The following is a 22704-nucleotide window of genomic DNA, read 5'->3' as shown; positions in this document are numbered from 1 at the left end:
GTATATAGGAAAATGGTAAGTATATAACGAATGAAATGATGGGAGTTTTTGGATGAATAAAGAAAAGGTTTTATCCTTAAGTGATGTAACCATGCGTTTTGGTGCTAAACAAGTATTAAACGGAATCAATCTAGAAGTGTATCAAGGTCAAATCATCGGATATATTGGACCAAATGGTGCTGGAAAAAGCACCACCGTTAAAATTATGCTTGGATTACTAGAGGGTTACCATGGGAAAATTGAAATCTTCGGGGAAGATATTGGGAAAGGAGACGTTGCATATAAACGGAAAATCGGCTACGTTCCAGAAACTGCGGAGCTTTATGATAATCTTTCAGCAAGCGAGTATTTAACCTTTACGGGGGAACTATATGGTTTAACTACAAAACAAGCGGAAAGCAAAGCCTATCAACTGATGGGAGAATTTGGTTTAGAGCATGTATTTCATCAGCGACTGTCTTCTTTTTCAAAAGGGATGAGACAAAAAGTTCTGATCATTTCTAGCTTATTGCATGATCCAGATCTATTATTTTTTGATGAACCGCTGAGTGGCTTGGATGCAAATAGTGTCATGATTATTAAAGAAATTCTCGATCAGCTAGCAGCGCGTGGAAAGACGATTTTTTATTCCTCTCATATTATGGACGTCGTCGAGAAAATAAGTAACCGAATTATTTTGCTTGTAGAAGGAAGAGTAGTGGCAGATGGTACATTTGAGGAATTACAAGCACAAAGCAAAGAAGGAACATTAGAAGCGATTTTCAACCAAATCACAGGATTCTCAGAGCATAAAGAGATTGCAGAAAATTTTGTGGAAATTGTAAGTGGAGCAAATGGGCATGGGTGATTTTACCTCGCTTCGTGTTTTGGATCGCTTTAAATGGCTATTTCAAAAATTGCATATAGACTATGCAGTAATGCGTAAAATTTTGCAGTTAAAGCTAACGATGGATGGCAGACGTATGCCTACTGTTTTTAACGGTTCTCGGGTGAAAAAGGAAGGAAATCAGTTCAAAAAATCTTTGTGGATGTACGGTTTTTATGGCTTATTATTATTGACTCCATTTTTATTTTTCGGTGATCAATTTATTTTCTTTATGAGTATTTTGTTTAGTGTTTTGATGTTTATTGTGATGACGTCCATGGTATCTGACTTTTCGGCTGTCCTGCTTGATATACGAGATAAAAGCATTCTTCACTCGAAACCGATCAGCCCTCGGACATTGAATGCTGCAAAAGTGGTACATATCCTCATCTACATGTTTATGTTAACGGGTTCGTTTGTCGTGATTCCACTCATCGTGAGTATTTTTAAGCATGGAATTGTATTTGCCATTATATTTCTCTTGGATATTATACTGATTAGTTGTTTAATAGTTGTGTTGACTGCATTTGTTTATTTATTCATCTTACGTTTTTTTAGTGGAGAAAAGCTAAAGGACATGATTAATTATGTCCAAATTATTTTGTCTATAGCAATCATGGTTAGCTATCAGCTGGTTGCTCGTGTGTTTGAAATCGTCAATTTTGATATTGCCTACACTTTTGCCTGGTGGCATTTTTTCTTACCGCCATTATGGTATAGTGCGACATTTGAATTAATTTTAAATAGCAATTTTTCGAATCCTATCATTATTTTTTCTGGGTTGGCTATATTAGGACCAATTGTATCCATCCTGTTATATATTCGCCTAATGCCCGCTTTTGAACGAAATTTAGCCAAATTATTAAGTGATTCTAAAAGAAATAGGAAGAAATGGCTTGGGCTCCATCGGTTTTGGGCAAGAGTATTATGTAGGTCCAAAGAGGAGCGTACGTTTTACTTGTTTGCTTCTTTAATGATGAAGCAAGAACGTGAGCTTAAGCTGAAAGTCTATCCACAGATTGGTTTTGCGCTCATTATTCCGTTTGTATTTATCTATAATAACCTTCGTAGTAGTTCCTTTGAGGAAATGAGTAATGGAAATATGTTTTTGGTCATTTATTTTGCATTATCGATGCTTCCAACCATCGTTCCTATGCTCAAATTTTCAGGGACATATAAAGCGCAGTGGATTTACGAGGTTGCGCCTATCCATAATAAGTTTTCCATTTATAGTGGAACGTTGAAAGCTTGTCTGATCCAGTATTTTATACCAGTCTATTTATTGCTAAGTGTCTTGTTTATATGGATTTTCTCCATTCGAATTATAGATGATTTAATCGTAGTACTACTTACAGCGATTGCGGTGACCCTTATTTCCTATCGACTATTTGATGCAGAAGATTATCCGTTTTCTCAATCGCATGAATTTATGCAGGAAATGAGCACTTTTAAAGTGCTGGCTGGCGTATTAGTCGTTGGAGTGTTTGTGCTTGTGCATCTAATTTTTACGAAAATTCCGTTTGGTTTACTTATCTATATAGTACTGTTAGCCATTGGTATTTTAATAGGCTGGAAGAAAGTATTCCCAAGGAGAACGAAAGTAGGGTCTAGTAGTTGAATATTCCAAATGAAGAAGAGTTGATTAGAATAATTGAAGAAGACGAGTGGATGATCTCCTTATTAAGAGCTGCGAGAGTATTAAACCTACCGGATTGGTGGATTTGTGCAGGCTTTGTAAGATCTAAAATATGGGATGTATTGCATGGTTTTGAAGAACGGACTCCGCTAACAGATATAGATGTTATCTATTTTGATCCAACCAATATAAAAGAGGATGAAGAAAAAAAGCTAGAAGAACATTTAAGAGATCTGGTGCCAAGTATCCCTTGGTCTGTAAAAAATCAAGCAAGGATGCATGTGATAAATGGATTTCCACCCTATACATCTGCGACAGAAGGTATAGCCAATTTTCCGGAGACGGCAACGGCTTTAGGGGTGAAATTAGACGATCAAGATAAAGTGATCTTAACCGCTCCGCACGGGATAACGGACGTTGTTCATCAACAAGTAAAACCTACGCCTCATTTTTTGACTACTGAAGAGTTAAATGCTGTATATAAAGGACGCGTGCAGAAAAAGGATTGGAAGAAGACTTGGTCTAAGTTGGAAATTTTTCATAGTTAGGGGAGACGATATGAAGAAAGTGTTGTTAGGTTTTATTGTTTTATTTTTACTATTTCTAGGAGCCTGTACCAATAAAACAACATTAAACAATGCTTTAACGGAGGTTCAGCTAACAGATAGAGAAAAATTTTTGCTTTCCTCAACCAGTGAACAGTCATTTGTATTCGATTTTCAGGCAGACAAAAAATATAAACAAATATCCGTATGGGTGGATCAGTATGCGTTCGGAAAATTAGTAGGGGAAAAAATCAATCGGTTAACGATGGATATCGAAGAAAAGGGGACACTTATTTTTACTGCTGCGCAAAATGTGGGAGAAGAAAAGGTGAAATTCAATATAGGTGTTCAGTCAAAGAGTGCTAGTGGAAGTAATAGCATAACCCTGCTAGAGAAAATGACTAGCCAAAGCACATGGGGTAGAAACCCATCAGAAGAAATACAGATTGATGGGATTATAGTTTTAGCATCTATTAGTAGCTCGAATGGGCATAGCATGAGCTCGCTTTCTCCAGCGTTTTATACGGATTTCGATAATCGCTTAAGTGAGATTGCGAATGTTGATATGGTGTATGTATTGAAAAGTGAATTTCTAGAGTAGTAGAATTAAATAAAAAAGGACTTCCCGCTGAAATAGGAAGTCCTTTCGTTTATTTAATATCCGTAATAATCGTCACATGCGGATGTTTCTTCAAAATTGTGATTGGCCATTCTTCCGTAATGGTATCCCCAAGTAAAGCTTCGATCGCAGACCGTTTCTTTTCTCCAAATGCCAATAAAATGATTTTTTTCGCCTTCATAATAGAAGCAATCCCCATCGTAAAAGCAGTATTTGGAATTTCCTCTTCATCTCCAAAGTATTGACTGTTTACGCCAAGCGTTGAATCTGTCAAATTCGCAACATGCGTTATTGAATCAAAAGAAGTACCTGGTTCATTAAATGCAATATGTCCATTTTCTCCAACACCTAAAAACTGAATATCTAATGGGTGCTCATTTAATTGGTTTTCATAACGGGCGCATTCTGCCTCTAAATCAAGCGCTTTTCCGTTTGGAATATTCGTTTCTTTAAATGGTTTGTGCCCAAATAAATGCTCTTGCATAAAATAAGCATAGCTATTGATATTTGTTGGCTCTAAACCTATATATTCATCTAAATTAAATGCAGTAACTTCGGAAAAGTCCAAAGATGATTCTGCTAATCTCTTATAAATAGGAATCATTGTACTTCCAGTTGCTAAGCCTAATACGTGCAAAGTGTTCGCTTTTAAATCTTTTTCAAGCTTTTCTTGCACGATTATAGCAGCCTCTTGTTGATCGGCTACATGAATTACTTCAAAAAACGCCATTGTATAACCTCACTCTTCCTTTATTATCCTATAATTGTATGCTGATTCTATTAAAAGGTCAATGAATTATCAAAAGCGAATGAACCGATTGGGCATAATGCGCATATGATGTTATGACTTGAATACAAGGAGGAAAAACATGAAACACATGCGACAAATTGTAACGAAAGCGGTAGTAGCTAAAGGGAAAAAAAGAACGGAATCTCGTGAAATCCTTTGTCCGCCAAATACTCCATCTAGCATATTAGGATGCTGGGTAATCAATCATTCTTGCCAATCCAAAAAGCACGGTAGATACGTAGAAGTAACGGGGAAATTTGACATAAACGTATGGTATGCACATCATGATCATTCGAAAACGTCTGTTTTTACAGAAACAATTCAATATAAAGACCGCATTAAATTACATTACCGTGACAGAGATTCAACTGGAGAAGAAGTGCATCTACGTGTTCTTCAACAACCAAATTGTACAGAAGCTATCATTATTGAAAAAGGTACGAAATTCCAAGTGACAGTAGAACGCGAGTTACTTGCAGAAGTAGTGGGAGAAACGACCATTTATATCCAAGTGCAAGAAGATGAGGTAGAAGAAGAATGGGTATTCGGTGAAGAAAGCTCTTCTGTTGCAGCAGTCCCTGCTAACTTGCCTAATGATTCCGAAGATTCTTCATCACTTTAACAAGCCGGTAAGAAATTCCGGCTTTTTTTTATTTGAGGAAACAATCAGTAGCCGATTCTTTTTGGGATAAAAATGTTATTATGTATACTCCAAATCAGGCATTTAGGGGATGCTGCTTTCGGCGGAATTTGGTTGCTCTCATTGATCATTCTGTTGCTAATCGCGATTTACTGGGTATGCCTACTGCTTGATCTATTTATTTGCCAAGCGCTCCTAATTGCCCATATGTCCTGGCTAACCGAAAACCGTTGTCTACGAGCATTTGTCGTCACTAATTGGAGATTTGGTCAATATTCATTAGGAGAAGCGTTCAGTCCTTTGATTTGTTATAATAAAATAGAAAGTTTTTTGTAGAGAGAAGGGCAATTGATGACAACAGTTACACCAATGATGCAACAATATATAAAAATAAAAGATGAATATATAGATGCGTTTTTATTTTTTCGTTTAGGAGACTTTTACGAGCTGTTTAATGATGATGCGATTAAAGCAGCAGCTATTTTGGAAATTACCCTGACTAGCCGAAAAGATGGCATCCCAATGTGTGGCGTGCCTCATCATTCTGCACAGGGCTATATTGAAACGCTTATTAGCAAAGGGCATAAGGTAGCTATTTGTGAGCAAGTTGAAGATCCGAAACAGGCAAAGGGCGTAGTAAAAAGAGAAGTAGTTCAATTAATCACGCCTGGTACGATTATTGAAGGGAAAGGCATGCAACACAAGACGAACTATTTTATCGCCTCAGCGGATGTGGTTTCTCCGAACGAAGTGTCTTTTTCGTATTTAGATGTTTCCACAGGGGACGGATTTACAACAATCCTTCATGGGGATGAAAAAGAAGTCGTACAAGAAATTCTAGCTATTCAAGCAAAAGAATTGATCGTGAGTGAACAAATGTATGTACTCATCAATGATTTATCTGCGATTCACGACTTTACTTTATCTATTGAAAAAGACGAATCGAATGAACAATCGATTGAGAAGTATGTACCAAATCATCCACCGGAAACACATCGCACAGTCAAACGATTACTACAGTACATTCAAAAAACGCAAATGCGCTCCCTTTTACATATTCAACCCTTTACCTTTTTGCGTAGAGATTCCTTTTTAGCAATTGACTATCATTCCAAACGAAATTTAGAGCTTATATCTTCTATTCGAAATGCAGATCAAAAAGGGACTTTGCTATGGTTGCTGGACGAAACCGTCACGGCAATGGGGGGACGAAAGCTAAAGCAATGGATTCACCAGCCGCTTGCCGATAAATATGCAATTGAAAACCGTTTGGCGATAGTCACAAGCTTTCTAGAAGACTTTATGTTACGAGAAGAAATAAAAGAAGCGTTTAAAGAAGTATATGATTTAGAACGATTAGTGGGAAGAATCGGGTTTGGAAGTGCAGGAGGGAGAGACCTTGCACAGCTTAGACAGTCCTTATCTAAAATTCCTTCTATTAAAGAGCAATTAGTGCAAGCAGACAAAAAAGCATTAAACAATCTTGGACAGGCGATAGAGGATTGTCAGGATATTTGGAGTAAATTAGAAGAGGCGATCCATGAAAATCCGCCGATTTCCGTAAAAGACGGCGGCGTCCTAAAAGATGGCTATAACAAACGATTAGATCAGCTTAGAGATGCTTCTGTGAATGGGAAAAGATGGATTGCAGAATTAGAACAAAAAGAGCGAGAACTAACTGGTGCAAAAAACTTGAAAATAGGGTATAACCGCATATTTGGCTATTATATTGAGTTGACGAAATCGAATATTCAGTTTGCAGATGAAGCACGATATGTACGCAAACAAACACTGGCAAATGCGGAACGCTATATTACAGATGAGTTAAAAGAAAAAGAATCACTCATTCTTTCAGCAGAAGAAGAAAGTTTAGTACTAGAATATGATTTATTTACCCAATTAAGAGAAGAGATTAAAGCATATATTCCTCGAGTACAGAAGCTGGCTAAACAAATTAGTGAGTTAGACGTGTATATTTCCTTTGCACAAGTAGCTGAAAAATATCGGTTAACGAAACCGACATTCCACGATACGAATGCGATGATTATTAAAGAAGGAAGACATCCGGTCGTGGAGAAAATGATGAACAATCAATTATATGTGCCGAATGACTGTCTCTTAACGGAAGAGGAGAATATGCTACTAATTACGGGGCCTAATATGTCCGGTAAAAGTACGTTTATGCGACAAATTGCCATTACCGTTATTATGGCTCAAATTGGCTGTTACGTGCCGGCGGAATCAGCAGAATTACCGATCGTTGATAAAATCTTCACGCGAATCGGAGCGGCAGATGATTTAGCTGGTGGACAAAGTACGTTTATGATTGAGATGATGGAATCTCAGCATGCGATTATGAATGCAACAAGTAAAAGTTTACTTCTTTTTGATGAAATCGGGCGCGGAACATCTACTTATGATGGAATGAGCCTAGCGCAGGCAATGATGGAATATATTCATGATCATATTGGGGCGAATACGTTATTTTCCACCCATTATCATGAGTTAACCGATTTAGAAAAAACGTTAGCAAAACTGCGTAATGTGCATGTAGCAGCAACCGAAAAAGATGGGAAAGTCGTGTTTCTGCACAAATTAAAAAATGGCCCAGCTGATAAAAGCTATGGAATCCATGTAGCAGAACTGGCACAATTACCGGAAGAAATTATTGAGCGTGCGAGAGAAATATTGGATACCTTCGAGCAGCAAGAGAAAAAAGAATCAACCGATGCTCCTGCAGTTCAAGAACAACAATTATCGTTCTTTGATGAACAACCGGTAAAGCAAACGAAACTACAAGTAGTAAATAGTTCATCAGAAAAAGTAATGAAAAAGCTGAAAAAGATCAATATTTCCGGAACAACGCCACTTGCTGCATTGCAAATACTATACGAGCTGCAAAGTGAGTTAGACTAAAAAAAGCGCAAGCGCCTATGTCTGCCCCGACAGGCAAATGGGAAAGTGGTAGGTCTGCAAAGTACGCCACATCCTGTGGCAAAGCAGACATAACCCGCATCGTGCGGGCCAAGGAGGCAGCTCCTCAGTCACCACAAGCGATTTTGTTTGCGACGAGCTGTGCGCAGGAGCAGCTTTTTCCCATTTGACCCCGAGGGGCAACGTTCTTCTGCGACGAGCTTTGCGCAGGAGCTAGATCGATACTGAGTATAAGGTATATACTTTCTAATCTTTAAAAAAAGTAGGTGAAGAAAATGGGACAAATCATCGTAATGGAAGAGCTACTTTCCAATAAAATAGCAGCAGGGGAAGTAGTAGAACGTCCCGCTTCTGTTGTAAAAGAATTAGTGGAAAATGCAATCGACGCAGAAAGCACCTCGATTGAAATCATATTAGAAGAAGCAGGGCTTGCGAAAATTCAAGTAACGGATAACGGAAAAGGAATGGACGAAGCGGATGCTGTTCAATCCTTTTCCAGACATGCGACGTCTAAAATTACGACGGAGCATGATTTGTTTCGCATTAGATCATTAGGTTTTCGCGGGGAAGCACTTGCCAGTATTGCATCTGTGTCCAAAATAAGTTTATGGACATCTGACGGAGTAAATGTTGGAACGAAAGTGGAACTAGAAGGTGGGCGAATCATTTCTTGTACACCCGCCCCTATTCGACGTGGAACTGATATCGCAGTTACGCAATTATTTTTTAATACACCAGCACGATTGAAATATTTGAAAACGATTCAAACGGAACTTGGTCATTCGATCGATTTGATCAACCGATTAGCACTTAGTTATCCGAACATAGCTTTTAAGCTTATCCATAATGCCCAAACAATTATCCAAACAAGCGGAAGAGGAGACTTAAGACAAGTGCTCGCTTCTATATATGGTGTGACGAATGTAAAGAAAATGGTTCCATTTGAAAAGGAATCATCCGATTTTCAAATTTCAGGATTTGCGACGATGCCTGAAATTACACGAGCGTCTAAAAACTATATAACGGTTTTAGTGAATGGACGCTGGGTTAAGCATTACGGGTTGAATAATGCGATTGTAGATGCTTACCATACACTTCTTCCGATTGGCAGATATCCGATTGTTGTATTGAATATTGAAACGGACCCTATGCTTACAGATGTGAACGTCCATCCGGCGAAGCATCAAATAAGGCTTAGTAAAGAAAAAGAGTTAATGGAGCTTGTTCGTCAAACGATTCGCTCAGTCATTCACCGAGTGCAACAGCCACCGAAAATTATAGAAAAGCCAGAAGTGAAAAAGCAGCAGAGCGTGCAATTCGATTTCTTTAAACCATATACACCTCCTGAAGAACCAGTTGCACAGGTAACAGAAGAGCTGGCGGAGCAACCAACGATCATTCATGAAGCGCAAACTCCGTTACCTGAAGAGCAGTCACCAGTGGTTGAACCTTACGTAGAAGAGGCTTATATAGAAGAAGTTGTGGCAGAAAAACAGCCTTTTCCTGATTTACATGTTGTAGGACAAATTCATGGAACATATATTGTTGCGCAAAGCGATGATGGTTTTTATTTAATCGATCAGCACGCAGCGCAGGAACGGATAAAATATGAATTTTATAAAGAAAAAGTGGGAGAAGTAAACGCTGGAGAACGACAAGCTTTATTGCTACCTCTTACATTCCATTATTCACTAGACGAGGCGTACCGAATTAAAGAATCCATCCAGGCACTTCAAGACGTGGGGATATTTTTAGAGGAGTTTGGTTCCTCCAGCTTTGTCGTCAGAGAGCATCCAACATGGTTTCCAGCAGGACATGAAACGAAGATTATCGAAAACTTAATCGAACAAGTATTAACGAACCGAAAAACAGACATTAAAAAGCTTCGCGAGGAAGCCGCTATTATGATGAGCTGTAAATTATCGATCAAAGCGAATCATTATTTAACGATGCATGATATGGAACAGCTGTTACAAAGCTTGAAAGCTGCACAGCACCCACTTACATGTCCGCACGGCCGCCCTGTTATTGTGCATTTTTCAACGTATGAAGTGGAGAAGATGTTTAAACGAGTCATGTAGGAGGGAATCAGATGGAAAAATTTATTTTGTCGATTGATCAAGGTACTACAAGCTCGCGCGCAATATTGTTTGATCAGCAAGGTAATATTGTGCACACCGCCCAAAAGGAATTTACACAATATTTTCCGAAACCAGGATGGGTGGAACATGATGCACAGGAAATTTGGGGCTCTGTTTTGTCGGTCATTGCAGGGGTTTTGACCGAAAGTGGGAACCAACCAGAAAACGTGCATGCAATTGGTATTACAAACCAGCGGGAAACAACGGTCGTTTGGAACAAAAAAACTGGAAGGCCGATCTATCATGCGATCGTTTGGCAATCCAGACAAACGCAAAGTATTATCGATGAGTTAAAAAAAGAAAAGCTCGATACATTTTTCAAGGATAAAACAGGGCTGATGCTAGATCCTTACTTTTCTGCTACGAAAGTAAAATGGATTTTAGATCATGTTGACGGAGCAAGAGAGCAAGCAGAGTCAGGAGAACTGCTTTTTGGGACGATTGATACGTGGTTAATTTGGAAACTTTCAAACGGTAGTACGCATGTGACGGATTACTCGAATGCGTCGAGGACTATGCTCTATAACATTTATGAACAGCAGTGGGATCAAGAAATTTGCGATAAATTAAATATCCCGATGAGTATGCTTCCAAACGTTGCAACCTCTTCCGAAGTTTATACACAAACGGATCCTTCTGTATTTTTCGGAAAAGCGATAGACATTGCAGGAGCAGCGGGGGATCAGCAAGCTGCCTTATTTGGTCAATGCTGTTTTGGCAAGGGAATGGCCAAAAACACGTATGGTACTGGTTGCTTTATGCTGCTCAATACAGGGGAAGAAGCGGTTAAATCTCCATCCGGACTGCTCACAACGATTGCATGGGGTCTAAATGGCAAAGTAACTTATGCTCTAGAAGGTAGTGTGTTTGTTGCTGGTTCGGCTATACAATGGCTTAGAGACGGGCTTCGTATGGTGAAAAAAGCGGCGGATTCCGAAGACTATGCAAAAAGAGTGGAATCGACAGATGGTGTATATATTGTTCCAGCTTTTGTTGGTCTTGGCACTCCTTATTGGGACTCAGATGCAAGAGGAGCCATTTTTGGACTTTCCAGAGGGACGACAAAAGAGCATTTCATTCGCGCGACATTAGAATCTTTAGCATATCAATCGAAGGATGTACTCCATACGATGGAACAGGATTCTGGCGTGGATGTTGAAGTGCTTCGTGTGGATGGAGGGGCCGTGGGTAATGAATTCCTTATGCAATTTCAAAGTGATCTTTTAGATTTACCGGTAGAACTAGCAAAGCTAAATGAAACAACTGCACTTGGCGCTGCCTTTTTAGCAGGATTAGCTACTGGGTTTTGGAAAGATGAGCAGGTACTTTCCGATATGCGTGAAAGTCAGAAACTGTACGAACCTAAAATGGATGAACAAATGCGCAACCGGTTATACAAAGGATGGAAAAAAGCAGTGGAAGCAACAAGAGTATTCAAACTTTCAGATGAAGAGGTGGATTAAGTGAAATCTTCTGTGGAACGAGAACAAATTTTGCACACATTGAATTTTTACGAATTCGATGTATTAGTCATCGGAGGAGGTATTACGGGAGCGGGTATAGCATTAGATGCGGTGACTCGCGGCATGTCCGTCGCACTAGTCGAGATGCAGGATTTTGCTGCCGGAACTTCTAGTAGATCGACGAAGCTTGTACATGGTGGACTTCGATATTTAAAGCAGTTTGATGTGAAAGTAGTAGCAGAGGTTGGGAAAGAACGAGAAATCGTGTATGAAAATGCTGTGCATGTGACCGAACCAGAATGGATGTTGTTACCGTTTCATAAAAAAGGAACATTTGGACCACTTAGCACATCTGCAGGATTGAAAGTGTATGATTTTCTAGCTGGTGTCAAAAAAGAAGAGCGACGTCATATGCTGACTCCGGAGCAAACGCTTGAAAAAGAACCGCTTTTAAAAAGTAAAGATTTACTAGGTGGCGGCTACTATGTAGAATATCGAACAGATGATGCGAGACTAACAATAGAAGTGCTGAAAAAAGCAATTGAAAAAGGGGCAGTTTGTCTTAACTATGCGAAAGCAAAATCTTTTTTATATGATGATCAAAACAAAATCAACGGTGCAGAAATTGTAGATGTACTAAAAAACAAGCGCATTCATATTCACGCGAAAAAAGTGGTGAATGCAACTGGACCTTGGGTAGACGCAGTACGATCACTAGATGCCATTGATAATAAGAAAAAGTTAAAGCTAACAAAAGGTGTCCATATCGTCTTGGATCAATCTGTTTTTCCTTTAAGGCAGGCAGTTTATTTTGATGCTCCCGATAAACGCATGATTTTTGCGATTCCGCGTGAGGGGAAAACATATGTCGGTACAACGGATACTTTTTTTGAAGGGAATATCGAACATCCTACTGCAACGGATGAAGATGTGGACTATTTAGTAAATGCAGTTCATCATATGTTTCCGCTTGTAAATGTTTCGAAAAGACAGGTGGAATCTACTTGGGCTGGTGTTCGTCCGCTCATATATGAGGATGGGAAAAATCCTTCTGAAATTTCTAGGAAAGATGAAATTTGGCGGTCTGAGGCTGGATTATTTACAATTGCTGGTGGTAAATTGACGGGCTATCGTAAAATGGCGGAAACCATCGTCAATGCTATTTCCAAAGAGTTGGGCGATGAACAATATGGTCCCTGTGTCACTAAGCATGTTCCTCTATCGGGTGGGGACCTCGGAGGAGCGGACCAGTTGGAAGCTTTTATTGCAACGAAAGCGCAATTAGCTCCTTCGTATGGTTTATCGATAGCTGAAGGAAAAAGCTTAGCGAAATTTTATGGAACGAATGTAGACCGAGTATTCCACTATGCGCATATACTGTCGACCATTCCAACTGAGCTGCCATTAAGTCTTCTTGCGCAAGTCTATTATGCGGTTCATGAAGAGATGGCCTATACTCCTGCTGACTTTTTAGTAAGAAGAACGGGAATGCTTTATTTTAAAATCGATCAATATAAAATGTATAAAGAGGGTATATTGAACGTGATGGCGCAATTGTTACAGTATAGCGAGCAAGAAAAGACTTTTTATCAAAAACAATTGGACGCATTATTAATGGAAGCTACTATAAATGAAAGCAGGGCTGCTCTCTGAAAACGATTCTAGAAGGTCAAATGTCTGATGGTCACTTGGTTCATATTGTCAAATATATGCCGGAAGAAACTCCGGTCCTTCATGTGCATCTTTTGCACGGGATGGCAGAGCATATAGAACGCTATGAGGAATTTGCACAATTTTTAGTAGGAAAAGGCTTTATCGTGAGTGGTCACGATCATCGTGGGCATGGAAAAACAGCTGAAAAAAATGGGCAACTAGGTTTTTTGGCAGTTCAAGATGGTTTTGAACGAATCGTAGAAGACGTACGAGAAGTTTTAGTGCATGTGCGAGAAGATATCGGAGACGTGCCGCTTGTTTTATTTGGTCATAGTATGGGGTCCTTTGTTGCGAGAAGATATATGCAAAAGTATAGTGAATCTCTAGCTAAGGTTGTCCTCAGTGGTACGGCATTTGATCCTGGAATTATGGGAGATATTGGGACTGTCATCGGAAAGCTTGCTTCCAAAAAGAAAACACCGCAAGCGGAAAGCCCTTTGCTTAACAAGCTTTCCTTTGGTGGGTTCAATAAACAGTTTCAAGATGCTCAAACAGATTTCGATTGGTTGAGTTCGGATGCAAATGAAGTGAAAAAGTATATCGATGATCCATATTGCGGTTTTATCCCTTCAAATCAATTTTATATCGATCTTTTTCATGGATTAAAAATAGTTCATCATAAAAGTGAACTCAAGAACATAAGAAAAGATTTACCTATATTATTAATTAGCGGTCTAGAAGACCCGGTCGGTAAATCTGGTAAGGATATTTTTAAAGTAGCGAAAGGTATGACGAATATAGGAATGGAAAATGTAACAGTTCAATTAATTGAAAATGCACGACATGAAATTTTAAACGAAGTAAATAAACAAGACACATATCAATTTATCTTAAATTGGATGTTAAAAGATGTCTGAGAAACCTGTAGTACTAGCAATTGTAGGTCCTACAGCCGTAGGGAAAACTGCTCTAAGTATTGAGCTTGCAAAAACGTTTAATGGAGAAATCATTAACGGTGATTCTATGCAAATCTACCGCGAGCTCTCTATTGGAACAGCGAAAATTACGGAAGAGGAGATGGAAGGAGTTCCCCATCATTTATTGGACATAAAGGATCCCACAGAAAGTTTCTCGGTAGCGGAATATCAAAAAATCGTGCGAGAGAAAATAGAAGAAATTGCAGCGAGAGGGAAACTGCCGATAATCGTTGGAGGAACTGGGCTCTATATCCAATCTGTCTTATATGATTTTCGTTTTACAGAGCAGCCTAAAATAGACGCAAGCTTACAAAAAGAATTAGAAAAGCTCCCATCAGATGAACTATTTAATCGATTACGTAAGCTAGACCCAGAGGCAGCTAGTGAAATTCATCCGAATAATATACAACGAGTGATTCGCGCGATCGAACGAGTAGAGCTTAGCGGAAAGCAGAAAAAAGAAATAGAACAAGACCATGGGCAGGAAAAAGTATATCCCCATTATATAATCGGTCTAACAACCGATCGTGAAGTTCTGTACGAGCGGATAAATAAACGGGTAGAGTTGATGGTGGAAAAAGGATTATTAGAAGAAGTAAAAAAACTCCATGAGCAAGGGATTCGTGGAGTTCAATCGATTCAAGCAATCGGTTATAAAGAAATTTATGCTTACTTGGATGGATTCCTCACACTAGAAGAGGCATTGGATAATTTAAAGCAAAACTCTAGAAGGTACGCAAAACGCCAGTTAACTTATTTCCGTAACAAAATGGACATCCATTGGTATGATCCATTTATGGATGGTAAAAAGATTATAAAAGAAATTACCGATTTCTTGCAGGATAATTAAGAAATAAGGCGAATAGTAGATGTGGAGAGTACTTAATTATGTAAAATGCACAATGGGGGAATTGGAATGAAACCTATGAATATTCAAGACAATTATTTGAATCAATTAAGAAAAAACAATATTTTTGTTACTGTATTTTTATTAAACGGCTTCCAACTAAAAGGGTTAGTGAAGTCTTATGATAATTTTACCGTTCTTTTTGAGTCAGATGGAAAGCAACAATTAATATACAAGCATGCTATTTCGACATTTGCTCCTTCTAAGCCTGTACCGCTTACGGAAGAATAAGCCGGGTAAATTGACAGACAAGCTGGTTACTATTATGATTTTAAAGGAATAGATATCAGAAGGGCAGATTAAAAAATGAATGTAATTACAACGGAACAACTTTTAGAAAAAATAGACGCTGGCGAAACAGTAAGTGTCATTGATGTACGTGAAAGCGAAGAAGTAGCAACTGGTATCATTCCAGGTGCAAAACATATCGCGCTAGGTCAAATCGAAACGAGTATGGATCAACTGGACAAATCCGTACCTCATTATATCGTCTGCAAAGCTGGTGGCCGCAGTGCGATGGCTTGCGAGATTCTCGAGGAAAACGGTTTTACAGTAACAAACGTTGCAGGTGGCATGCTAGATTGGGAAGGCGAGATACAGTTTTAACTAACTTTACTTCAGCGAAGGCTAATTTCATTTAGTTGAGATTAGTCTTTTCTATTTGTCATTTAAATCAAGGAGCGAAACAGATGAATTTTACGACAACATTATCACCAGAAGTTTTAGATATTGCAAAAAGAGCGGAAGCAAAAATTGCGAGCTACCATAAAGAAGTAGAAAATATAGCATTCTTCAATCAACAAAAAGTAATCCATGCATTTAAAACGCATCAAGTAAGTGATCACCACTTTAACCCATCTACTGGCTACGGCTATGACGACGAGGGACGTGATACGTTAGAAAGAGTGTATGCGACCACGTTTGGAGCAGAAGCTGCACTTGTACGTCCGCAAATTATTTCGGGTACGCATGCCATTTCGATTAGTTTGTTTGGCGTGCTTAGACCGAATGATGAGTTGTTGTACATAACTGGAAAGCCCTATGATACACTTCAATCGATCGTTAGTGGAGGAGAAGAAGATACTGGTTCACTTGCCGATTTTGGTATTTCGTATCAGCATGTTGACTTGCTGGAATCAGGAGTGATCGATTGGGAAATGGTTGAAAAAACGGTCAAAGCAAATACAAAAGTAATTGCGATCCAACGTTCAAAAGGGTATGCAGTGCGACCTTCATTTACGGTGGAGCAAATAAAAGAAATGGTTCAAAAGATAAGAGCGATAAAAGAAGATGCCATTATTTTCGTGGACAATTGCTACGGAGAGTTTGTGGAAGAACTGGAACCGACCAATGCTGGGGTAGATTTGATGGCAGGCTCTTTGATCAAAAATCCTGGTGGTGGTATTGCGAAAACGGGTGGCTACATTGCAGGAAAAGCTGAGCTTGTAACGAAATGTGCGTATCGTATGACCTCACCGGGAATTGGAGCAGAGGCTGGAGCTTCTCTAAATACCTTGATGGATATGTACCAAGGATTTTTCCTAGCTCCGCATATTGTTTCGCAAGCGGTAAAAGGAGCCATTTTTACGTCTGCAGTATTAGAAGATGTGGGAATGACGACGGAGCCTCATTATTCGCAAACAAGAACAGACCTTATTCAATCGGTATCGTTTCAAACGGCCGAGCAAATGATTCAGTTTTGCAAAGCGATTCAATTGCATTCGCCGGTAAATGCACAATTTGCGCCAGAACCTGCCTATATGCCAGGCTACGAGGATGATGTAATTATGGCAGCCGGAACATTCATCCAAGGTTCGAGTATGGAGTTAACGGCTGATGGTCCAATTCGTCCTCCGTATACGGCTTTTATACAAGGTGGTTTAACGTACGAACATGTGAAATATGCCATTTTAGGAGCAGTGCAGTCTTTACGGAAGTTATAGAAATGAAAGAAACGTGGAAAATGAGTAAATCATTTTCTACGTTTTTTAATTTTCAGTCTTGTTTTGTTGTGCCTCTGATGGGGAAAGTATGGAACGGTGAGATTAGTTAAACATATACAGCTTTTTATAAAGAGTGTCAGGGAGAGTGTTGCTGGACTCAATTAATCCCATTAAATGGCTAAGGGCAACCAGCAAGTCATTGAAAGCAACCAGATTTATGATGAAAGCAATCAATTCAGCATGAGAGCAACCAAATTACTAGTGAAAGCAACCAATTCTTAAAATAATGAGTGGAAGGGAAGAAGCGGCTGGAGATACATAGTATGCGAGATATATCATATCCAGTAAATGGCTAAGGGCAACTAGCAAGTCATTGAAAGCAACCAGAGTAACGATGAAAGCAATCAATTCAGCATGAGAGCAACCAAATAACCAACAAGAGCAACCACTTGCTGGTGAAAGAAACTAATGCACAGCTGAGGGCTATAAATTCTATAAAGCTAAAGGATTACCTGGTTTGAGAAGATGCATGTTACTAGGGGTAAATATGGATTATTAAGTGCAAAAAAATGATGTCACTTTTCCTTACATGATGTTGACATGTTAGCTAACATGACATATACTATTCATATATCCAACTAGGAGGTGCAGCGATGGAAAAGGAATGGAGACGTTCCATGCCACTGCTATCTATGAATATTGTCATGCAGTTAACTGGCTTAACAGCTAGACAAATTCGATATTATGAAGAGCATGAACTTGTTCAGCCTGCACGAACAGAAGGAAAACAACGCATGTTCTCGCTAGATGATATCGATACTTTATTGGAAATAAAAGACATGCTAGCAACAGGCGTGAATATTGCCGGGATTAAACAAATCTTTGAGATGAAAAATAATCCAGCATTAAAAAACGATGCAAAACAAGTAATTACAGATGCACAACTTCGTGCAATTGTAAAAGAAGAAATGCAAATAGCCCAAAGACATCAACGGGCATCTTTACGACAAGGAGATCTATCTCGCTTCTTTCGATAGAACGGGGTTTGATTATAAAATAATTTAGGAGAGTGAAAAAATGAGCAAGTACACAAAAGAAGATATTAAAAAGTTCGTCAAGGAACATGAGGTGAATTTTATTCGTCTTCAGTTTACAGACATACTAGGTACGATTAAAAACGTTGAAATTCCAGTGAGTCAGCTCGATAAAGCTCTCGACAATAAAATGATGTTCGACGGTTCTTCTATTGAAGGATTCGTGCGAATTGAAGAATCTGATATGTATTTAGTTCCAGATTTAAATACATGGGTTGTATTCCCTTGGATTACAGGGAAAGGGAAAGTAGCTCGTTTAATCTGTGACGTCAATAAAGCGGATGGAACACCATTTGAAGGAGATCCACGTAATAACTTAAAACGTGTATTAAAAGAAATGGAAGAGTTAGGGTTCACAAGCTTTAACTTAGGACCTGAGCCTGAATTTTTCTTATTTAAATTAGATGCACAAGGCGAACCAACTTTAGAATTAAATGACCACGGTGGATACTTCGACTTAGCACCAGTCGATCTTGGAGAAAACTGCCGTCGCGATATCGTGCTTGAGCTAGAGGAAATGGGCTTTGAAATTGAAGCATCTCACCATGAAGTAGCTCCTGGACAACACGAAATTGACTTTAAATATGCAGATGCGGTAACAGCATGTGATAATATTCAAACGTTTAAACTAGTTGTTAAAACAATCGCTCGTAAACATGGTTTGCACGCGACGTTCATGCCAAAGCCACTATTCGGCGTAAATGGTTCTGGAATGCACTTTAACGTTTCATTATTCAACGGTAAAGAAAATGCATTTTTCGATGAATCAACAGAAAGCAAAATGAGTGAAACATCCATGCAATTCATGGCAGGTGTGTTAAAGCATGTACAAAGTTTTACTGCGATTACAAACCCTACAGTAAACTCATATAAACGTTTAGTTCCTGGTTACGAAGCACCTTGTTATGTTGCTTGGTCAGGTCAAAACAGAAGTCCATTAATTCGTATTCCTTCTTCTCGTGGATTAAGTACACGTATTGAAGTTCGTTCCGTAGATCCAGCAGCGAACCCATACCTAGCGATGGCTGTAATTTTACAAGCCGGTCTAGATGGCATTAAACAAAAAATGACGCCACCACCAGCAGTTGACCGTAATATTTACGTGATGACTGAAGAAGAACGTATCGAAAACGGTATTCATAACTTACCACCAACTCTTCATGAAGCGGTATTAGAACTTGGAAAAAGTGAAGTAATCCGCGGAGCACTAGGTGAGCATATTTATGCAAACTTCGTAGAAGCGAAAGAGATTGAATGGGATATGTTTAGAACGACAGTTCATCCGTGGGAGAGAGAGCAATATTTGAAGATGTATTAATAGAAAAGCGTTGGAGCCATAGAGCTCCAACGCTTTTTTGCTTTCAAAATAACTCGGTATCAAACTGATTTTGATGACTAGACCCTCTATTATCTAATCTAAACAAACTTATCTCTCGCAAGCAATCCCATCTTTATCGCGATCGCTTTTTGCGTTGGCATCATAAATTTCTTTTGATACAAAAGGCGCATATTTAGTTTTGCCACCTTTGTTTTTTACGTTAGCCGCTTTTGCTACTCCGCCTTTGTAGGCTTTGTTCAATTCAGTACAGTTTTTAAATACCTTTCCTGCTGCATCTGCTGGAGTTGGGGAGACAGCTGATCCACTAAATATCAATGAAGTGGCTAATGCGATTGATAAAGTTCTTTTCATTTTATTTCCTCCTAATAATATTCCTCAATTTTCTTCCTATTTAAAAATATATGTAAATAGAAAAGATTTTAGTGCGACTATCCACCTGTTATAGTTTTGTGCACATATACCTAATTGAGATTTTAACATAAAATTACTAAATTGAAATACACAGAATAAATTAGGTAAATAGAATTATCACAAGTTATACTGTTTTTTACGTCTCATAATTAAGGATTGGTTTGTTCCAAGTGCTTTAGCTGCTTTGTACGTGCTATCGTATTTATTTAGTGCCGTAGAAAGATAATTCTTTTCGCAGTCATTAATGTAATCTTGTAAGGAAACGTTTTGTTCTAATAGAGATTCCAAATAAACGTTTTCGTTATAGAGTTCTTGAGAATCGGAAGGCTGCAGTTCATTTTTTTGCATGTCAATAATTGAATCAATGTCAGCTGAATCAATATATTCGTGATCGGTCATTACTATAGCACGTTCTATAGCATTTCGAAGTTCTCGAATATTACCTGGCCAATTGTAGAGAACGATCTTGTTTAGTGCATCACTACTGAAAATGCGATTTTTATTATATTTTTTGCAATACATTTCATTGAAATGCTGGGTTAGTGGAATTATATCTTCTTTTCGTTCTGCTAATCTAGGGAGATGGATTGGAAGAATATTAATTCTATAATATAAATCTGAGCGGAATGTTCCGTTTAAGACTTTCTGCTTGAGGTTTTCATTTGTTGCTGTTAGTAGTCTAAAGTCAACGGATAACTCTTTACTTGATCCAATACGTTGAATTTTTTTAGTTTCTATCACACGTAATATTTTGCCTTGTAATCCAAGTGGGAGCGAATTGATTTCATCCAGAAATAAAGTACCTCTGTTTGCCTGTTCGATTAAGCCGGTCTTGCCAGTAGGTGAAGCACCAGAAAAAGAACCCTTGTCATAACCAAAAAGCGTTGATTCAAGTAAATTTTCAGGTATTGAGGCACAATTTATAACAATCATCGGATATTCTTTTCTGTTGCTGTTCTCATGAATATACTCTGCAATGATTTCTTTTCCAGTTCCTGTAGCACCCGAGATGAGTACAGTAGTATCGACGTTTGCGATATTTAAAGATGTGGAGAGAACTTTCTTCATAAGATGTGAATTAGCTATAATTGATGTACCAGTCATCCTCTGCGAATATGGTTTAGTTATCGCAGTATTAAAAGAGGAAGATTCAAATGATAGATTTCGAGCGGTTGCTTCATGAAATCTTGCATTAATGTCACTAACGAGTTCGATTTCTACATGAACATATTCTATATTGTCAAACTGGTCATAAACTGGCGTAGCATTAATCATCAGGCGCTCATTTCTAATAACCCCATTACTATTTACTGCAATATTGCCAAATATGGATATGTAGTTTTTTTCTCGGAAAACGATGTCAGATACACAAGTATCATATTTTCCTTTGTCTCTAAATTCGTACACAGAATGACCGATTAATTCTTCTCTAGATATTCCGAGTATGCTTAAGAATGTATTATTGGCATAAACATACTTTTTTTGATTGTCAACAATATACATCCCTTTTTGGCTGCTGTTTAAAATATCCATGATAAACAGATTATCATCATTCAATGAAATACCCTCCTAGCCCTAATTGTTGTGAAGATTCTATATTATATGTATATAAAATTATTATAAGTCATAATTGACTTAGAGTAAATCATTCCTTATTTAATAAGTCAATAATGATTCAAGAAATATAGGTTGTTCATTTAGTAGTTCGAGAACATAGAATATATTTAAATTGGCATGATTCTTGCATAAGAGATAGTGAGTGCTTATTTAAATTTCTTATTTGGAGGAAAACTATATGAAGAATAAAAGAGTAATAACTTGCGCGTTAACAGGTGCAGTACATATTCCCAGTATGTCACCGTATCTACCAATCACAATTGAGGAAATAATCCAAAGTGGTGTTGAAGCAGCAGAAGCTGGTGCTTCAGTTCTGCATGTTCATGCTAGAATTCCTGAAACTGGTGAACCAACTAACGATCCAGAGCTTATTGGTAAAATTGTAAATGGAATTAGAAAGGAATCAAACGCTGTTTTATGTATAACTACAGGAGGAAAGTTAGGGTCAACAACTGCTGAAAGATTGGCTGCAATTCCAGCACTTCATCCAGAGCTTGCATCATGTAATGCGGGATCATTTAACTTTAACGTTTCTGGTATTGCAGAAAAAATAATGAATCCAAAGTATGATTGGGAAATTCCGTATGTTGAAAAGACATATGATAACATTTTTACTAACACTTTTAAGGGAATAGAAGAATATATTCTAACAATGAATGAGCATAACACAAAACCAGAATTTGAAGTATATGACGTTGGAATGATTAATAACATTTCATACTTTGTGAACAAAGGGATTATCAAGGGGCCAGTCTATATTCAATTTGTGATGGGAATAACAGGAGGAATTCCTGCTACTGTAGAAAATCTTGTTTTTTTACTTAACACAGCTAAGAATGCCCTAGGGAACTTTTTTTGGTCAGTAGGGGCAGCTGGGAAAGCTCAGTTTGAATTGACAACTGTTGCTATGATATTGGGTGGAAACGTTAGAGTTGGTCTAGAAGATAATTTATATCTGGGAAAAGGACAGCTGGCAAAATCAAATGCCGAAACAGTTCAAAAAATCAAAGGAATAGCAGAATCTTTAGGTTATGAAGCTGCTTCACCAGACGAGGCGAGAAAAATGTTAGGAATAAACAAATAAACCAACCCTTCATTTGAATTAACTATACATATGTCATGTGCTGCTA

20 protein-coding genes are annotated in these 22704 nt (G+C 38.3%); 17 read left to right on the top strand and 3 right to left on the bottom strand.

Translation table 11 applies throughout. The features are described 5' to 3' along the window. Positions 1-52: 52 nt before the first annotated feature. The 4 genes from OR571_RS15600 to OR571_RS15585 are packed head-to-tail and all read left to right on the top strand — an operon-like array spanning position 53 to position 3647. Positions 53-847 (top strand): ABC transporter ATP-binding protein, encoded by a 795-nt coding sequence (locus OR571_RS15600; protein ID WP_282243998.1) that lies wholly within the window; start codon positions 53-55, stop codon positions 845-847. Beyond that, positions 834-2483 carry a hypothetical protein gene (locus tag OR571_RS15595; protein WP_282244216.1) on the top strand — a complete coding sequence of 550 codons (1650 nt, stop codon included), beginning with the start codon at positions 834-836 and terminating at the stop codon, positions 2481-2483. Before OR571_RS15600 ends, OR571_RS15595 begins: the two co-directional genes overlap by 14 nt. After that, the gene (locus OR571_RS15590; protein WP_282243997.1) at positions 2480-3049 is read left to right on the top strand and encodes a nucleotidyltransferase family protein; all 570 of its coding nucleotides are present in this window, start codon (positions 2480-2482) and stop codon (positions 3047-3049) included. Before OR571_RS15595 ends, OR571_RS15590 begins: the two co-directional genes overlap by 4 nt. 10 nt (positions 3050-3059) lie before the next feature. Next, on the top strand, positions 3060-3647 hold the full coding sequence (locus OR571_RS15585; protein ID WP_282243996.1) for a hypothetical protein: 588 nt from the start codon (positions 3060-3062) through the stop codon (positions 3645-3647). A 49-nt stretch (positions 3648-3696) separates the two neighbouring features. On the opposite strand, the gene OR571_RS15580 is transcribed toward OR571_RS15585, so the two are convergent. Next, complete coding sequence (locus OR571_RS15580; protein WP_282243995.1) at positions 3697-4395, bottom strand: glucosamine-6-phosphate deaminase; 699 nt, start codon at positions 4393-4395, stop codon at positions 3697-3699. A 139-nt stretch (positions 4396-4534) separates the two neighbouring features. Here OR571_RS15580 and cotE point away from each other — a divergent pair, with 139 nt between their 5' ends. From cotE to glnA, 12 genes are all read left to right on the top strand, one after another. Beyond that, the gene (gene cotE / locus OR571_RS15575) at positions 4535-5077 is read left to right on the top strand and encodes an outer spore coat protein CotE (RefSeq protein ID WP_282243994.1); all 543 of its coding nucleotides are present in this window, start codon (positions 4535-4537) and stop codon (positions 5075-5077) included. A gap of 369 nt (positions 5078-5446) precedes the next feature. Then, a complete protein-coding gene (mutS, locus tag OR571_RS15570) occupies positions 5447-8011 on the top strand; it encodes a DNA mismatch repair protein MutS (protein ID WP_282243993.1) in 2565 nt (854 codons plus the stop codon). Positions 8012-8304: 293 nt separating this feature from the next. Then, positions 8305-10110: a DNA mismatch repair endonuclease MutL gene (gene mutL / locus OR571_RS15565; protein WP_282243992.1), complete on the top strand. Its 1806-nt coding sequence runs from the start codon at positions 8305-8307 to the stop codon at positions 10108-10110. An 11-nt stretch (positions 10111-10121) separates the two neighbouring features. Next, positions 10122-11633, top strand: coding sequence for a glycerol kinase GlpK (glpK, locus tag OR571_RS15560; RefSeq protein WP_282243991.1), 1512 nt, complete (start codon positions 10122-10124; stop codon positions 11631-11633). Further along, positions 11634-13286 carry a glycerol-3-phosphate dehydrogenase/oxidase gene (locus tag OR571_RS15555; RefSeq protein WP_282243990.1) on the top strand — a complete coding sequence of 551 codons (1653 nt, stop codon included), beginning with the start codon at positions 11634-11636 and terminating at the stop codon, positions 13284-13286. 20 nt (positions 13287-13306) lie between these two features. Then, entirely contained in the window at positions 13307-14203 is an 897-nt protein-coding gene (locus OR571_RS15550; protein WP_282243989.1) for an alpha/beta fold hydrolase, read from the top strand. After that, entirely contained in the window at positions 14196-15113 is a 918-nt protein-coding gene (gene miaA / locus OR571_RS15545) for a tRNA (adenosine(37)-N6)-dimethylallyltransferase MiaA (protein WP_282243988.1), read from the top strand. Before OR571_RS15550 ends, miaA begins: the two co-directional genes overlap by 8 nt. 66 nt (positions 15114-15179) lie before the next feature. Continuing rightward, positions 15180-15401: an RNA chaperone Hfq gene (gene hfq / locus OR571_RS15540; RefSeq protein ID WP_142537315.1), complete on the top strand. Its 222-nt coding sequence runs from the start codon at positions 15180-15182 to the stop codon at positions 15399-15401. 75 nt (positions 15402-15476) lie between these two features. Next, the gene (locus OR571_RS15535; protein ID WP_282243987.1) at positions 15477-15776 is read left to right on the top strand and encodes a rhodanese-like domain-containing protein; all 300 of its coding nucleotides are present in this window, start codon (positions 15477-15479) and stop codon (positions 15774-15776) included. Between the two features lie 83 nt (positions 15777-15859). Further along, entirely contained in the window at positions 15860-17113 is a 1254-nt protein-coding gene (locus OR571_RS15530; RefSeq protein WP_282243986.1) for a methionine gamma-lyase family protein, read from the top strand. Positions 17114-17766: 653 nt separating this feature from the next. Beyond that, a complete protein-coding gene (locus OR571_RS15525; RefSeq protein WP_282243985.1) occupies positions 17767-18150 on the top strand; it encodes a MerR family transcriptional regulator in 384 nt (127 codons plus the stop codon). A gap of 40 nt (positions 18151-18190) precedes the next feature. Beyond that, complete coding sequence (glnA, locus tag OR571_RS15520; protein ID WP_282243984.1) at positions 18191-19525, top strand: type I glutamate--ammonia ligase; 1335 nt, start codon at positions 18191-18193, stop codon at positions 19523-19525. A gap of 108 nt (positions 19526-19633) precedes the next feature. On the opposite strand, the gene OR571_RS15515 is transcribed toward glnA, so the two are convergent. Continuing rightward, on the bottom strand, positions 19634-19897 hold the full coding sequence (locus OR571_RS15515) for an excalibur calcium-binding domain-containing protein (protein WP_282243983.1): 264 nt from the start codon (positions 19895-19897) through the stop codon (positions 19634-19636). A gap of 177 nt (positions 19898-20074) precedes the next feature. Beyond that, the gene (locus OR571_RS15510; protein WP_282243982.1) at positions 20075-21514 is read right to left on the bottom strand and encodes a sigma-54 interaction domain-containing protein; all 1440 of its coding nucleotides are present in this window, start codon (positions 21512-21514) and stop codon (positions 20075-20077) included. A 238-nt stretch (positions 21515-21752) separates the two neighbouring features. On the opposite strand from OR571_RS15510, the gene OR571_RS15505 reads away from it, so the two are divergent. Next, entirely contained in the window at positions 21753-22658 is a 906-nt protein-coding gene (locus tag OR571_RS15505; RefSeq protein ID WP_282243981.1) for a beta-keto acid cleavage family enzyme, read from the top strand. Positions 22659-22704: the final 46 nt, after the last annotated feature.

The organism is Psychrobacillus sp. NEAU-3TGS (genome assembly GCF_029955155.1).
GTDB lineage: Bacteria > Bacillota > Bacilli > Bacillales_A > Planococcaceae > Psychrobacillus.
This window is presented reverse-complemented; position numbering and strand designations above follow the sequence as displayed.